This window comes from Microbacterium kribbense (assembly GCF_039537285.1).
Taxonomy (GTDB): Bacteria; Actinomycetota; Actinomycetes; order Actinomycetales; family Microbacteriaceae; genus Microbacterium; species Microbacterium kribbense.
Map to the genome: position 1 here is coordinate 1 of NZ_BAABAF010000008.1, position 13890 is coordinate 13890.

Below are 13890 nucleotides of genomic sequence, written 5' to 3' on the forward strand. Positions count from 1 at the left end.
GCCGGATCAACGCCCAGTCCTCCAAAGTGATCACTCTCCCATCGTCGAGTGTTCACTTTTCAACCGCCGGAACTGTCCAGTTTTCGAGCGCCGCCGACACGCGCTCGCTCGGTCGGAAGCCGCATCGTACGTGGAGCTCTGCCGCATGGGCCGCTGTCCGTGGGTGCGGCCTCCACTGAGACACCCCATCGGGTCGCGCGCACCGGCCGTGCGGGGTGCTCCCGGTCTGTGTCACCTGGCGCTATCCGCCAGAGGCGCTTGAGGCTGCGTGCGCCGACGCGCGTGTTGCTGCATCCGACAAGCCGGCTGCCGCCATGTGGCACAGGTCACCCGTCACCATGCGGCACAGGCCAGCCGTCGCCATGCGGCACAGGCCAGCCGTCGCCATGTGGCGCGAAGCGTCTGCGGTGGCGGGGATGTTGACCGTGGTGGTGTGCAGGAGTCGCTACCGCCCTGGCTGCACCGGTCGAGAATGCACGAACTGCGTGTTCCTGGCGATCCTCGCGCCGTTTGCGCGTTCTGGCGCTGCGGTGCCCGACCTCCGGCCACTGACGCACCGCGGACCAACCGACGTGGCCGACGGGCCGCGCCGCGGGCACCGACGCGCCTGAGGGGCCCGGCGTGGGGCACCGATGCGCGGCCCGCAGTGGGGCACCGATGTGCCTGAGGGGCCCCGCGGGTTGTGAGGGGCCCGCCCTGGGGCACCGACGCGCCGAGGCCGCGACCGTAGCCCACCGAGAGCGCACGAACTGTGTGGTCAGTGTCCGCTGTGACGCGGCTTGTGCATTCTCGACGAGTATCGCGATCCTGGGGAGCAGCATGGCGCTGCGGCGCGGGGCTGCCCTGCTGAGAACGCGCAAACTGTGCGCACGTGCCGGGACAGGCATGGGGAGGCGACGCGGCGACTGAGTCTGCCGAGAACGCGCAAACTATTCGCGTGGGCGCGGAGATCGCGCGGTTTGCGCATTCTCGGCCAGGCGCCTCCGCTCCTCAGGGCGCGGAGGGGACATGCAGACGGCCTCAGGGGAGCGGCGTGACGCAGCATCGCACCACCCAACGTGACGCAGCACCGCACCACCCAACGTGCCGCAGCATCGCACCACCACGGCCGAGCCCCCGCCGCCCACCCGAACGAGAGCCCCCGCCCCGCGGGGCGGGGACGGGGGCTGCAATGCGTGCGGGTGCCTACTTGTCGGCATCCTTGTCGCGGCGCTTCTTGGTGTCGTCCTTGTCGCTGAGCACCGACGTGGAGTGCGTCGGGATCTCGCTGGCCCTCGTGTCGACATCTGCGGGGCGCAACGGCGATTCCGGGTGCCCGGCACGTTCGTGCGCCGCCTGGATCTCGGCGTTGGCCACCGACGTGACCTGGCCGAGCGTGTGGTGCTGGTGCTCGAGCGCCTGGTCCAGCTGGGTCTGCGAGATCGGCGTGAACCGGTCCTCGAAGAACCAGCGCGACATCGCCGACCGCAGGTTCTCGTGCCACGGGATGCGGCCCTTGGCGTTCGGGCGCACCACCAGCGGCTCGTAGCCGTCCGCGTTGAGCAGCTTGAAGGTGTCCCAATGGTCGATCGGGCGGTGCACCTCCATGTACTCACCACCGGGCAGCCGCACGATGCGACCGGACTCGTAGCCGTGCAGCAGCACCTCGCGGTCCTTGCGCTGCAGCGCGATCGCGATGCGCTTGGCGACGAAGTAGCCGATGATCGGCCCCAGGATCAGCATCACCTGCAGGGTGTGGATGACACCCTCCATGCTCAGCTGGAAGTGGGTGGCGATCAGGTCCGAGGATGCCGCGGCCCACAGCACCGCGTAGAAGATCACGCCGGCCACACCGATGCCGGTGCGGGTCGCCGCGTTGCGCGGACGCTGCGCGATGTGGTGCTCGCGCTTGTCGCCGGTGACCCACGCCTCGATGAACGGGTAGATCAGCACCAGGACGATGAAGACCACCAGGATCAGCACCGGGATGATGATGTTGAACGACCAGGTGCGGTCGAGCCACTCGAACTCCAGATGCGGCGGGATCAGACGCAGCGCCCCGTCGGCGAAGCCGATGTACCAGTCCGGCTGCGTGCCGGCCGAGACGGGGGAGGGGTCATACGGCCCGTATGCCCAGATCGGGTTGATCGTGAACAGCGAGGCCATCAGCACGATCACACCGAACGTGATGAAGAAGAAGCCGCCCATCTTCGACATGTACACCGGCATCATCGGGTACCCGACGACGTTGCTGTGCGCGCGGCCCGGGCCGGCGAACTGGGTGTGCTTGTTGATCACCATCAGCATGAGGTGCAGCACGAGCAGCCCGACCAGGATGGCCGGCAGCAGCAGGATGTGCAGGGTGTACAGGCGTCCCACGATCTGATCGCCCGGGAACTCACCGCCGAACAGCAGGAACGACGTCCAGGTGCCGATCAGCGGCAGGCCCTTGATCATTCCGTCGATGATGCGCAGGCCGTTGCCGGAGAGCAGGTCATCGGGCAGCGAGTAGCCGGTGAAGCCCTCGCCCAATGCCAGCACGAACAGGATGAAGCCGATCACCCAGTTCAGCTCGCGCGGCTTGCGGAACGCGCCGGTGAAGAACACCCGCAGCATGTGCACGCCGATGCCGGCGATGAACACCAGGGCCGCCCAGTGGTGGATCTGGCGCACCAGCAGTCCACCGCGGATGTCGAAGGACAGCCGCAGCGTGGAATCCAGCGCGGCGGACATCTCCACGCCCCGCATCGGCACGAAGGCGCCGGCGTAGAGGGTCGGCGTCATCGACGCCTGGAAGAAGAACGTCAGGAAGGTGCCCGACAGCAGCACCGCGACGAAGCTCCACAGGGCGATCTCACCGAGCATGAACGACCAGTGGTCGGGGAAGATCTTGCGGCCGAGCTCCTTGACGAAGCCCGAAAGGCTCGTCCGCTCATCCATGTAGTTCGCGGCCCAGCCCACGAAACGGCCCCCCAGCGGCGGCTGCTCCTTGGTCTCATTCTGGGACCGGCGCGTGGTGGTTGCGGTACTCAATGGCGCTCCCAGAAGCTCGGGCCGACGGGTTCGTGGAAGTCGCTCTTGGCGACGATGTAGCCTTCGCTGTCCACTTCGATGGGAAGCTGCGGCAGCGGACGTGCGGCCGGGCCGAACAGCACCCGGGCGCCGTGCGAGACGTCGAACTGCGACTGGTGGCACGGGCACAGCAGGTGATGTGTCTGCTGCTCGTACAGCGCCACCGGGCAGCCGACGTGGGTGCAGACCTTGGAGTAGGCGATGATGCCGTCGAAGCCCCAGTCCTCATGCCCGGGTTCCGGATGCAGGTCGTCGATAGGCAGGCGCATCAGCAGCACGATGGCCTTGGCCTTCTGCTCCAGGTACCCCTCCGCGTGCGTCATCTTCGCCAGCGGCTCGGGGATGACCTGGAAGGCGGACCCGAGGGTGACGTCCGAGGCCTTGATCGCCACGCCGCTGGGGTCGTGCGCCAGCCGCATGCCCTTCTTCCACATCGTGTGGTTGAGCAGGTGCACCGGGTCGCCGGCGGAAGCGTCGGACGGCGTGCCGAACGGCGCAAGCCCGCGGAACAGCGTGATGCCGGGGATGATCGATGCCACCAGCGCGGCGAACAGCGAGTTGCGCACAACCGCGCGACGCCCGAAGCCGGACTCCTCGTTGGCCGCGGCGAACGCCTCGGCGGCCGCGTCGCGGGTCGCATCACGGCCGCGGGTCGCGTGCCGGGGCTCGACGAACTCCTTGTCCGACATGATCGCCTTGGACCAGTGGATCGCGCCGATGCCCAATGCCAGCAGCGCCAGGGCGATCCCCAGGCCGATGAACAGGTTGTTGTGCCGGATGCTGGTGATCTGGCCGTCTTCGATCGGGAAGATCATGTAGGCCGCGACCGCCCAGATGCTGGCGGCCACCGACAGGTAGAACAGCGTGTACACCGTGCGCACGGCCCGCTGCATCGTGGCCGGGTCGGAGTCGGTGAGCCGTTCCCGGTGCGGTGGCAGATCGCTGTTCTGCACCGGGTCGGGGACCGCGACGGCGAGCCCGGTGGAGGGCTTCCACGAAGCCCTCTCGTGCTCGAGCGGGTCTTCCTCGTGTGCCATGGTGCTCCTCGTGGGTGGGTATAAGACGATCAGTTGGACTTCGCGGTGATCCACACCGTCGCGCCGATGAGCGTGCCGATGCCGAAGATCCAGGCGAACAGGCCCTCCGAGACGGGGCCGAGGGAGCCGAGGCCGTAGCCGCCGGGCGACTCGTTGTGCTGCAGGTACAGCAGGTATGAGATGATGTCGCGCTTCTCGTCGAGGTTGAGGTTGAGGTTGCCGAACACGGGCATGTTCTGCGGCCCGGTGACCATCGCGGCGTACATGTGCAGCGCGCTGACATCGTTCAGCGCGGGCGCGAACTTGCCTTCGGTCAGGGCGCCGCCGGCGCCCGAGACGTTGTGGCACATCGCGCAGTTGGTGCGGAACAGCTCGGCGCCGTTGGGCACGTCGCCCTTGCCGTCCAGGGTCTGCGCAGACGGGTAGGTCGGGCCCGGTGCGACGGACTGTACGTAGGCGGCCATTGCGCGGATCTGGTCCTCGGTGAACTGCGGCGGCTTCTGCTGGGCCTGCGGGCCCTGCATCGCCAGCGGCATCCGGCCGGTGGCGACCTGGAACTCGACCGCCAGCTCGCCCACGCCGTACAGTGACGGACCGTTCGGGGTGCCCTGCAGGTCCATGCCGTGGCAGGTCGCGCAGTTCGCCTGGAACAGCTTCTTGCCGTCGTCCACAGACAGGGCGGCCGCGGTCGCCGGGCTGTCGGTGGTGGCGGCCACCGCCGCCGATGCGCCGGCATAGATGCCGCCGGTGAACAGCAGGCCGACTCCGATCAGGACGACGGCTGCCATCGGACTGCGACGCCCGGAGGCGCGACGCTTCTTAACACGTGCCATTGCGGTGCGTCCTTCTTATTTCAGGAAGTAGATGACGAGGAACAGCGCGATCCAGACGACGTCGACGAAGTGCCAGTAGTACGACACCACGATCGAGGTGGTCATCTCTTTGCGCCCGAAGTTCTTCACCGCGTATGCGCGCCCGATCACGAGCAGGAACGCGATCAGGCCGCCCGTCACGTGCAGGGCGTGGAAGCCGGTGGTCAGGAAGAACGCCGAGGCGTAGGCGTTCGCGTAGATCGGCATGCCCTCGTGCACGAGCTGGGCGTACTCCCACACCTGCCCGGTCACGAAGACGGCGCCCATTGCGAAGGTCAGGAAGAACCACTCCACCATGCCCCAGCCGAGCCATCCACGTTTCTTCGTGGAGTACGGCTGGAAGCGCTCGGCCGCGAACACGCCCATCTGGCAGGTCACCGATGAGAGCACGAGGATGATCGTGTTCACCGCGGCATACGGCACGTTGAGGTGCTGCGTCATCTCCGCCCACAGACCGGAGGAGGTGCTGCGCAGTGTGAAGTAGATCGCGAATAGTCCCGCGAAGAACATCACCTCGCTGCCGAGCCAGACGATCGTGCCGACGGCAACGGGATCAGGTCGCTTCACTGTGCGCAAAGCTTGATTGAAAGTCGCTGGGGTCGTCACGCAACCCATTATGGCCGATTCCGGCCCGGGATATTCGCATCGACGTGCCCATTTTGGCCCCTCGTGCGAGTTAGGTCCGCCTTAGTGCCAGCCGAATATCGGTGGTGCATCCGCCGATGATGTGCCGAGTCATCACTGAGAATCCCCGGTGAAGGCGAGGATGCCGTCACCGGCGGCGCTGCCGATCGAAATAGGCGGATGCCGGGGATCGGTAGGATCTATGGTCATGGCAGAACTCAGCTCGTGGCCCGGAATCCTCACAGCGCTTCTCGAAGGCCGCGATCTGAGCGTCGCGGAGGCCACCTGGGCCATGCGCCAGGTGATGAGCGGGGACGCGACGCCGTCGCAGTTGAGCGGATTCCTGATCGCGCTGCGGGCCAAGGGCGAGACGGTCGACGAGATCGTCGGCTTCCGCGACGCGATCCTCGAGGCGGCCCTCCCGCTGCCGGTGGCCGCCGACGTGCTCGACATCGTCGGCACCGGAGGGGACCGTGTCGGCACCGTGAACATCTCGACGATGTCGGCGATCGTGGCGGCGGCATCCGGTGTGCCCGTGGTCAAGCACGGGAACAAGGCGGCCAGCTCCGCGTCCGGCTCCTCCGACGTGCTGTCGGCGATGGGTCTGGACCTGACCCTCAGCCCCGAGCAGGTCGCCGAGACGCTGCATCGCACCGGCATCACGTTCGCCTTCGCGTCGGCGTTCCACCCCGGCTTCCGACACGCCGGCCCGACCCGCGCCGAGCTCGGCGTGCCGACCGTGTTCAACTTCCTCGGGCCGCTGTGCAACCCCGCCCGGGCGGAGGCGAACGCCGTGGGCGTGGCGCAGCTGGACCGGGTGCCGCTGATCACCGGGGTGTTCCGCACGCGCGGGGCGACGGCGCTGGTGTTCCGCGGCGACGACGGCCTGGACGAGATGAGCACGACCGGGCACAGCCGGGTATGGGAGGTCAGCCTCGGCGACATCCACGAGCACGACATCTACCCGCCCGACCTCGGCCTGCCGCTGGCGGAGCTGGCGGACCTGATCGGCGGGGACCCCGCCCACAACGCCGACGTGGTCCGGCGCACCGTCGGCGGTCAGACCGGCCCGGTGCGCGACATCGTGCTACTGAACGCAGCGGCGGGGCTGGTCGCCTACCGGCTCTTCCGCGACCCCGGACAGGTGCAGCGGCCGATCCTGGACCGCCTGCGCGAGGAGATCGTGGTCGCCGCGCGCGCGATCGACAGCGGTGCGGCGGCGGCCAAGCTCGACGAGTGGGTCGCGGCGACGCACTCCTTCGCCGGCTGAGGGCGGACCGCGCGGCCCGCGCCGCCGGCCGGGTTCGGCGTGGCGGCGCGGATGCGGTCAGCGCCCGGGTCGCACCGGCGCGTTCGCGCGCAGCACCTCGAGGCGCTTGCGGTACTCGACCTCGTCGATGTCGCCCTGCGCGTAGCGCTCGGCGAGCGTGGTCTCGGCCTGCCGGCCCGGGTTCACGCCGCCGTCGGGGCCGTATCCGCCGTCCATCGCGCGTTGGCGCCAGCGGCGCCCGAAGATGGCGAACAGCACGACGAACACGAGGATCCAGAACAGCGGGACGAGCAGGAACCACGGGCCGAAGAACGGGCCGGCCCAGTGGGCGGCGGCGATGGCGGTCAGTGCGTGGGACATGGTGTGCCTTTCGGGGACCGGTCGCGACTCTCGCGACCGGATGCTCCGAGTCAACGCCGCCGGCGGCGTTCGCGAATCCGCCGCCGGGAGTGATCTGTGGTGCTCCGCCGGGAGTACGGCTACTGCCAGCCGGGCGTGATCAGCCCGGATTCGTAGCCGATCACCACGAGCTGCGCGCGGTCGCGCGCGTGCAGCTTCTGCATGATCCGCGAGACGTGCGTCTTGGCCGTCAGCGGCGACAGGAACAGCTGCGCGGCGATCTCGTCGTTGGTCAGCCCGTGGGCGGCCAGTCGCAGCACCTCCGTCTCGCGCTCGGTCAGCCGCGCGAGGGCGCGCTGGTCCGGGGCATCCCGCAGCCCGCCCGCCGCGCGTTCGAGGAGGCGGCGGGTCACCCCGGGGGACAGCAGCGCGTCGCCAGCGGCCACGACCCGCACGGCCCGGATCAGGTCGACCGGCTCGGTGTCCTTGACGAGGAAGCCGCTGGCCCCGGCTCGGATGGCGCGGGCGACGTACTCGTCGAGCTCGAACGTCGTCACGATCACCACGCGCAGTCCGGACAGGGCCGGATCGGCGGCGATCTGCTCGGTCGTCCACAGTCCGTCACCGTCCGGCATCCGGATGTCGAGCAGGGCGACGTCGACCGGCGTCTCACGGACCAGGCGCAGCAGCTCCTCGCCCCCGGACGCCTCGACGACCACCTCGATGTCGGGCTCCGAGTCCAACAGAGCGCGGAACCCGGCGCGGACGAGCTGGTGGTCGTCGGCGAGCGCGACGCGGATCATGCCGGTCCCTCCCAGGGCAGACGGGCGAGGATGCGGGTGCCGCCGGCCGGACCCGGGATGGTCCGGACGGTGCCGTGCACGAGCGCGGCGCGCTCCCGCATGCCGCGCATCCCGCCGCCTTCCGGGCGGCCGCCGATGCCGATGCCGTCGTCGTCGACGGTGACCAGGAGGTCGGCGCCCTCGCGCCGCAGCCGAACGGCGGCGTGGGTCGCCTCGGAGTGGCGCACCACGTTGGTCAGCGCCTCCTGCACGAGGCGATAGGCCGTGGTCTGGATGCCGCTGCGCGGCAGGTGGCCGTCGAGCCGGTCGTCGAGCGCCACGGCGAGGCCGTGGCCGGACCGCGCGGCCACGAGCGCGGCGATGTCGGCCAGCTGCGGCTGCGGGGTCAGCGGCGCCGTCCCCGGCCCGGCGCCCTCACCGCGCAGGATCGCGAGCACACCGCGGACCTCGTCGAGCCCCGTGGCCGAGAGCCCGCGGATGTTCGCGAGCGCCTCGCGCGCGCGCTCGGGGTCGCGGTCGAACAGGTGCAGCCCGACACCGGATTGGACCGCGATCTGGCTGAGCGAGTGCGCGAGCACGTCGTGCAGCTCCCGGGCGATCCGGGTGCGCTCCTCCTGCTCGTTCGCGCGGCGCCGCTCGGCGAACTGGGCGCGGTGCCGGGCGGCCCGGTCGGCGCGGGTGCGGATGCCGGCGCCGACCGCGAAGCACAGCCCCAGGACCAGTGTCACCAGGGCGATCCGGAACGGATGCCAGAGCTGGCCGGTCATGCCGCTGGCCACCACCGCCACCAGCCAGGCGGCCCCGACCGAGCTCAGCGCCCACACCAGTGCGCCGCGCACGACGGCGCCGATGATCGCGAACGCGAGGGCGATGAAGGGCGGCCCCGCGTCGGGGGGAACGAACAGGTCTGCGGCGGCCAGTGCCGCCACCAGTGCGACCGTCGGCCCCGGCAGGGCCCGCGCCGCCAGCAGGGCGAGAGCGGATGCCGTCGCCAGCGCGGTGCCCAGCAGCAGCCAGCGCGGTGCCGCGTGCATCCAGGACGAGACGCCGATCGTCGCCGGCACCTGCACGAGCAGCGACACGATCACGGGCGCGTACAGCGTGACCCCGGGCGGCGGGCGCCACCGCGGACCGGACTCGTCCCAGCGCTGCTCCGGCATGCGGCAAGGCTACCCGCGCGCCGGCGTCGGGCTCGTCGGCCGTGCGAAGTGATCCCGGGTACTCCCGGGGGAGTACGGCGTGCTCACACGGTCGCGGCGGCGAGCGCGTCGACGATGCGGGTCATCGAAGCGCCCAGGCCGAGCCGCTGCGCGAGGTCGGCCGCCCGCGCGCGGGCGGGCTCATCCATCATCGGAAGGCGGCCGGATGCCGCGGCCACCGGCGCGTCGTCGGCGACGCGCACGACGGCCGGGGCGACGGCGAGGTAGTCGCGCGCCTCGGCGATCTTTCCGCGGATGCGGGGAGTCATGCCGGGATCTTCCGCCGCCGCGGCGGCGATGATCCCGTCGAGGCTGCCGTAGGCGCGCAGGAGCGTCGCGGCGGACTTCTCACCGACGCCGGACACGCCGGGCAGCCCGTCGGAGGGGTCGCCGCGCAGCGTCGCGAAGTCCGCATACTGGTCGGCGGCGATGCCGTAGCGGCCCGAGATCACGGCGCCTGTGACGTCCTCGAGGTTGCTCATCCCGCGTGCCGTGTAGACGATGCGCACGCCGCGCGTGTCGTCGACGAGCTGGAACAGATCGCGGTCGCCGGTGACCACGTCCACGGGCATGTCGGCGCGCGCCGCGAGGGTGCCGATGATGTCGTCGGCCTCGTATCCGGGCGCGCCGACGATCGGCAGGCCGAGGGCGCCCAACGCCTCGCGGATCAGGGGCACCTGCGCGACGAGGGCTTCCGGCACCTCTTCGATGTCGGAGCCGCCCTCGACGGTGCGGGCGACGCGGTGCGCCTTGTAGGTCGGGATCAGGTCGACCCGCCACTGCGGGCGCCAGTCGTCGTCCCAGCACGCGACCAGGTGGGTCGGCCGGTAGGTCGTCACGAGCTTCGTGATGATGTCCAGGAACCCCCGCACGGCGTTGATCGGCGCGCCGGCGGGGGATCTGACGGTGTCGGGCACCCCGAAGAACGCCCGGAAGTACAGCGACGCGGAATCCAGCAGCATCAGCTGCGCGGGGGCGGTGCTCATCCGCTCAGTGTGCCACGAGGCCGGGCGACGAGGGAGGCCGCGGCTCAGGCATCCTCGGTCAGGGTCAGGTGGATCCGGTGCAGGTCCACCAGCAGCGAGCCGACCAGCACCCAGTGCCCGGAGCGGGGGGCGCCCACCATCAGCGGCCGGGTCAGCGCGGGTTCGTCCCCTTCGTCGGGGACGGCCGCGGCCGCGTCGGCGCGGTGGATCATCAGCCGGATGTCGTGCGCGGCGCGCCGCAGCTGCTCGGCGATGGCCGTCACAGTGGACTCGTCCGGCAGCGACGGATCCCACCGGTCGTGCACCGCGCGGGTCATCCCGATCGTCTGCGTCACGATCGTCGAGAGCAGATCCAGCACCCGGCGCAGCTCCGCCAGCTCGGCGCGGTGACCGCCGGCGCGCGGGTTCAGCGTGAGCGACTCGGTGGCCGTGACGATGGCCGACTCGGCGGCGTCGCGCATCGGGCGCAGCAGCCGCGCCGTGACGATCAGCTCGGTCAGGCTCTGCGCCGTCTGCGGCCGCTGCAGCGCCCCGGCCAGGCGATCCAGGCTCCCGGCCAGCTCGGTGCCCAGCTGCTCCAGCCGCGCGTGGGCGGGGGCGATGGCGGTGGGCGGCACGATCAGGATGTTGACGATGAAGCCGATCACCGCGCCGATCATCGTCTCGATGATGCGGTCCACGGCGTAGCCGGGCGTGCCGGTGCCCAGCGCCAGCACCAGCATCGCGCTGATGGCGACCTGGTTGGCGGTGCCGGCCGTCATCCGCAGCGACCAGGCCAGCAGCAGCGCCACGACGATGGCGAGCATGATGATCCAGGTCCCCGAGCCCAGCAGCGTGTCCAGGACGCCGGCCACGGCGACGCCGATGATCACGCCGACGGTGCGCTCGATGGCCTTGGCGAAGGACTGATTCAGGCTCGGCTGCACCACCAGCAGCGCCGCGATCGCGGCGAACACCGGCAGCGGCCCGGGGATCAGCCAGGCCGACAGCAGCCAGGCGGCCACCGTCGCGACGGCGGACTTGAGCACCTGCAGCAGCGGGGCTCGTCTGCTGGCGCGGAACGCGGCGATCATGCGCATGGGTCCACGCTAGGCCGCGCGGCCGATTCTGCGCTTAGGCTGGCGTGCACCATGGATGACGCGCATCGGGCCGCCTTCAAGACCCTGCTGGATCGGCGCCGCGCCGAGGTCGACCAGACCCTGGCGGTGCTGCAGGCCGACCTGGACGGCCTCGCCGTGGCCCGCGGCGATTCCACCGCCGACGACGAGCACGACCCCGAGGGCGTGACCCTCTCTGCGGAGTGGTCGCGACTGGAGGGGCTGCGCGCGCAGCAGGAGCAGGAGCGCGAGCTGGTGGACGCCGCCGTGGCGCGGTGGGATGCCGGTGACTACGGCACCTGCGTCGGCTGCGGCCGGCCGATCCCGCTGGCCCGCCTGCGGGTGCGCCCGATGGCCACGCGCTGCGTGCCGTGCGCCGAGCGGTTCGAGCGCTGAGCTCAGGAGGAGCGGCGGCGGCGCTGCAGATCGCGCGCGGCGTCGCCGGGGCTGCGGTCGAGCAGGCGCGACTCCCACGCGAGATCCCAGCCGGTCTGCGCCCGAGCGGCGCGCAGGCTCTCGGCGGTGTGCCCGGCGCTCTTGGGCACGGTCGCCAGGAACGTGTCGAACCGGCGCATCCGCACGCCGAGGGCCGTCGTCGTGGCGCCGATCCGGTCGACGTCCTCCCACGGGATGCGCCCGCCGCCGCCCAGGCGCAGGCCCTCGTCGTCGGCGCGCAGCGGCACCGACTTGCGCAGCTGCCCGACCAGTGCGATGCCCCCGCCGACGCCGAAGAACCCGATCGCCAGGGTGCCCACGATCAGGTTCATCTCCTGCGTCGGTGCGAGGGCGATGATCACGACGCCCATTGCCGCGAACAGCATGCACACGATGCCCAGGAACACCAGCGCACGGCGCGGCGAGACGATCTTCACGACGGGTGCGGACTCGGTCATGCTTCCACGGTAGACGGCCGCAGTGCGGGCGGATGCCGCACGGGCCGTTCTGATACCCTGGAGTGTCATTCGTGTGGCGGGGATCCCGCGTGCGCGGTGATTCGAACGAAATCCGCATCGCTCCGATCCGCTTTTCGCCGTCCCGCCCCGGGCCGACGAGGGCGTGCGGGGCCCGACATCCCAACCCAACAAGGACAACCCACTACATGACTACCGCAACGACCGCCCCGGCCACCAAGCAGGTCGCGATCAACGACATCGGATCTGCCGAGGACTTCCTGGCCGCGGTCGAGAAGACGCTGAAGTTCTTCAACGACGGAGACCTCATCGAAGGCACCGTCGTCAAGATCGACCGCGACGAGGTGCTCCTCGACGTCGGCTACAAGACCGAGGGCGTCATCCCCTCGCGCGAGCTCTCCATCAAGCACGACGTCGACCCGAACGAGGTCGTCAAGGTCGGCGACCAGGTCGAGGCACTCGTTCTCCAGAAGGAGGACAAGGAAGGCCGTCTGATCCTGTCCAAGAAGCGCGCCCAGTACGAGCGCGCCTGGGGCGATGTGGAGAAGATCAAGGAGACCGACGGCGTCGTGACCGGCCAGGTGATCGAGGTCGTCAAGGGCGGCTTGATCGTCGACATCGGCCTGCGCGGCTTCCTGCCGGCATCGCTGATCGAGCTGCGTCGGGTCCGCGACCTGACCCCCTACCTCGGTCAGGAGATCGAGGCGAAGATCCTCGAGCTGGACAAGAACCGCAACAACGTGGTGCTCTCACGCCGCGCGCTGCTGGAGCAGACCCAGTCCGAGTCGCGTTCGAACTTCCTCAACAACCTGCACAAGGGCCAGGTCCGCAAGGGCACGGTGTCCTCGATCGTCAACTTCGGCGCCTTCGTCGACCTGGGCGGCGTGGACGGCCTGGTGCACGTGTCCGAGCTCAGCTGGAAGCACATCGAGCACGCGTCCGAGGTCGTCGAGGTCGGCCAGGAGGTCACCGTCGAGGTGCTCGAGGTCGATTTGGACCGCGAGCGGGTCTCGCTGTCGCTGAAGGCGACCCAGGAGGACCCGTGGCAGGTCTTCGCCCGCACGCACGCGATCGGCCAGATCGCACCGGGCAAGGTCACCAAGCTCGTGCCGTTCGGCGCGTTCGTCCGCGTCGCAGACGGCATCGAGGGCCTGGTGCACATCTCCGAGCTGTCCGGCAAGCACGTCGAGCTGGCCGAGCAGGTCGTCTCGGTGGGCGAAGAGGTCTTCGTCAAGGTCATCGACATCGACCTCGAGCGTCGCCGCATCTCGCTCTCGCTCAAGCAGGCCAACGACGCGGTCGACCCGTTCGGCACCGAGTTCGACCCGGCGCTGTACGGCATGGCCACCGAGTACGACGAGAACGGCGAGTACAAGTACCCGGAGGGCTTCGACTCCGAGACCAACCAGTGGAAGGAAGGCTTCGACGCCCAGCGCGAGAAGTGGGAGCAGGAATACGCTGCCGCCCAGGCCCGCTGGGAGGCGCACAAGGCCCAGGTCGCCAAGGCGGCCGAGGCCGAGGCCGCCGGCACCGGCTCGGGCGCCGCACCGTCGTCGTCCTTCTCCAGCGACTCGTCGCTGGGCGGCACGCTGGCCGACGACGAGGCGCTCGCCGCGCTGCGTGAGAAGCTGTCCGGCAACTGATCGCAGCGGTATCGATCTGACCGACACGAAAAGGCCGGGACCCGAGGGTCCCGGCCTT

General features: G+C 70.1%; 13 protein-coding genes. 3 read left to right on the forward strand and 10 right to left on the reverse strand.

Annotation, left to right across the window (positions count from 1 at the left end):
- Positions 1-1185: 1185 nt before the first annotated feature.
- From qcrB to ctaE, 4 genes are read right to left on the reverse strand one after another with little or no spacing between them, the layout of a single operon-like run.
- Entirely contained in the window at positions 1186-3012 is a 1827-nt protein-coding gene (gene qcrB, locus ABD705_RS11095; RefSeq protein WP_425562074.1) for a cytochrome bc1 complex cytochrome b subunit, read from the reverse strand.
- Positions 3009-4088: a cytochrome bc1 complex Rieske iron-sulfur subunit gene (gene qcrA, locus ABD705_RS11100; RefSeq protein ID WP_344783543.1), complete on the reverse strand. Its 1080-nt coding sequence runs from the start codon at positions 4086-4088 to the stop codon at positions 3009-3011. Before qcrA ends, qcrB begins: the two co-directional genes overlap by 4 nt.
- 29 nt (positions 4089-4117) lie before the next feature.
- The gene (gene qcrC / locus ABD705_RS11105) at positions 4118-4921 is read right to left on the reverse strand and encodes a cytochrome bc1 complex diheme cytochrome c subunit (RefSeq protein WP_344783545.1); all 804 of its coding nucleotides are present in this window, start codon (positions 4919-4921) and stop codon (positions 4118-4120) included.
- Positions 4922-4936: 15 nt separating this feature from the next.
- Positions 4937-5575, reverse strand: coding sequence for an aa3-type cytochrome oxidase subunit III (gene ctaE / locus ABD705_RS11110; RefSeq protein WP_344783547.1), 639 nt, complete (start codon positions 5573-5575; stop codon positions 4937-4939).
- A gap of 217 nt (positions 5576-5792) precedes the next feature.
- Between ctaE and trpD the strand changes: the two genes are divergently transcribed.
- The gene (trpD, locus tag ABD705_RS11115) at positions 5793-6854 is read left to right on the forward strand and encodes an anthranilate phosphoribosyltransferase (RefSeq protein WP_344783549.1); all 1062 of its coding nucleotides are present in this window, start codon (positions 5793-5795) and stop codon (positions 6852-6854) included.
- 57 nt (positions 6855-6911) lie between these two features.
- Here the strand turns inward: trpD and ABD705_RS11120 are convergent, their stop codons facing one another.
- The 5 genes from ABD705_RS11120 to ABD705_RS11140 form a co-directional block, all read right to left on the reverse strand.
- Complete coding sequence (locus tag ABD705_RS11120) at positions 6912-7214, reverse strand: SHOCT domain-containing protein (protein ID WP_344783551.1); 303 nt, start codon at positions 7212-7214, stop codon at positions 6912-6914.
- A gap of 119 nt (positions 7215-7333) precedes the next feature.
- Complete coding sequence (locus ABD705_RS11125) at positions 7334-7996, reverse strand: response regulator (protein ID WP_344783553.1); 663 nt, start codon at positions 7994-7996, stop codon at positions 7334-7336.
- Positions 7993-9156, reverse strand: coding sequence for a sensor histidine kinase (locus ABD705_RS11130; protein ID WP_344783555.1), 1164 nt, complete (start codon positions 9154-9156; stop codon positions 7993-7995). Before ABD705_RS11130 ends, ABD705_RS11125 begins: the two co-directional genes overlap by 4 nt.
- A gap of 83 nt (positions 9157-9239) precedes the next feature.
- The gene (locus ABD705_RS11135; RefSeq protein WP_344783557.1) at positions 9240-10181 is read right to left on the reverse strand and encodes a 5'-3' exonuclease; all 942 of its coding nucleotides are present in this window, start codon (positions 10179-10181) and stop codon (positions 9240-9242) included.
- Between the two features lie 44 nt (positions 10182-10225).
- Positions 10226-11260 carry an FUSC family protein gene (locus ABD705_RS11140; RefSeq protein WP_344783559.1) on the reverse strand — a complete coding sequence of 345 codons (1035 nt, stop codon included), beginning with the start codon at positions 11258-11260 and terminating at the stop codon, positions 10226-10228.
- Positions 11261-11311: 51 nt separating this feature from the next.
- On the opposite strand from ABD705_RS11140, the gene ABD705_RS11145 reads away from it, so the two are divergent.
- Positions 11312-11674 carry a TraR/DksA family transcriptional regulator gene (locus ABD705_RS11145; RefSeq protein WP_344783561.1) on the forward strand — a complete coding sequence of 121 codons (363 nt, stop codon included), beginning with the start codon at positions 11312-11314 and terminating at the stop codon, positions 11672-11674.
- A 2-nt stretch (positions 11675-11676) separates the two neighbouring features.
- Here ABD705_RS11145 and ABD705_RS11150 read toward each other — a convergent pair whose 3' ends face one another.
- The gene (locus ABD705_RS11150) at positions 11677-12171 is read right to left on the reverse strand and encodes a hypothetical protein (protein WP_344783563.1); all 495 of its coding nucleotides are present in this window, start codon (positions 12169-12171) and stop codon (positions 11677-11679) included.
- Between the two features lie 206 nt (positions 12172-12377).
- Between ABD705_RS11150 and rpsA the strand changes: the two genes are divergently transcribed.
- Positions 12378-13832, forward strand: a complete 1455-nt coding sequence (gene rpsA / locus ABD705_RS11155; protein ID WP_344783564.1) for a 30S ribosomal protein S1 — start codon at positions 12378-12380, stop codon at positions 13830-13832.
- Positions 13833-13890: the final 58 nt, after the last annotated feature.

What these genes read in the sequence shown, in the direction of transcription:
- qcrA (WP_344783543.1), bottom strand. Translation starts at nt 4,088, where the DNA reads ATGGCACACGAGGAAGACCCGCTCGAGCACGAGAGGGCTTCGTGGAAG.
- qcrC (WP_344783545.1), bottom strand. Translation starts at nt 4,921, where the DNA reads ATGGCACGTGTTAAGAAGCGTCGCGCCTCCGGGCGTCGCAGTCCGATG.
- ctaE (WP_344783547.1), bottom strand. Translation starts at nt 5,575, where the DNA reads ATGGGTTGCGTGACGACCCCAGCGACTTTCAATCAAGCTTTGCGCACA.
- trpD (WP_344783549.1), top strand. Translation starts at nt 5,793, where the DNA reads ATGGCAGAACTCAGCTCGTGGCCCGGAATCCTCACAGCGCTTCTCGAA.
- ABD705_RS11120 (WP_344783551.1), bottom strand. Translation starts at nt 7,214, where the DNA reads ATGTCCCACGCACTGACCGCCATCGCCGCCGCCCACTGGGCCGGCCCG.
- ABD705_RS11125 (WP_344783553.1), bottom strand. Translation starts at nt 7,996, where the DNA reads ATGATCCGCGTCGCGCTCGCCGACGACCACCAGCTCGTCCGCGCCGGG.
- ABD705_RS11130 (WP_344783555.1), bottom strand. Translation starts at nt 9,156, where the DNA reads ATGCCGGAGCAGCGCTGGGACGAGTCCGGTCCGCGGTGGCGCCCGCCG.
- ABD705_RS11135 (WP_344783557.1), bottom strand. Translation starts at nt 10,181, where the DNA reads ATGAGCACCGCCCCCGCGCAGCTGATGCTGCTGGATTCCGCGTCGCTG.
- ABD705_RS11140 (WP_344783559.1), bottom strand. Translation starts at nt 11,260, where the DNA reads ATGCGCATGATCGCCGCGTTCCGCGCCAGCAGACGAGCCCCGCTGCTG.
- ABD705_RS11145 (WP_344783561.1), top strand. Translation starts at nt 11,312, where the DNA reads ATGGATGACGCGCATCGGGCCGCCTTCAAGACCCTGCTGGATCGGCGC.
- ABD705_RS11150 (WP_344783563.1), bottom strand. Translation starts at nt 12,171, where the DNA reads ATGACCGAGTCCGCACCCGTCGTGAAGATCGTCTCGCCGCGCCGTGCG.
- rpsA (WP_344783564.1), top strand. Translation starts at nt 12,378, where the DNA reads ATGACTACCGCAACGACCGCCCCGGCCACCAAGCAGGTCGCGATCAAC.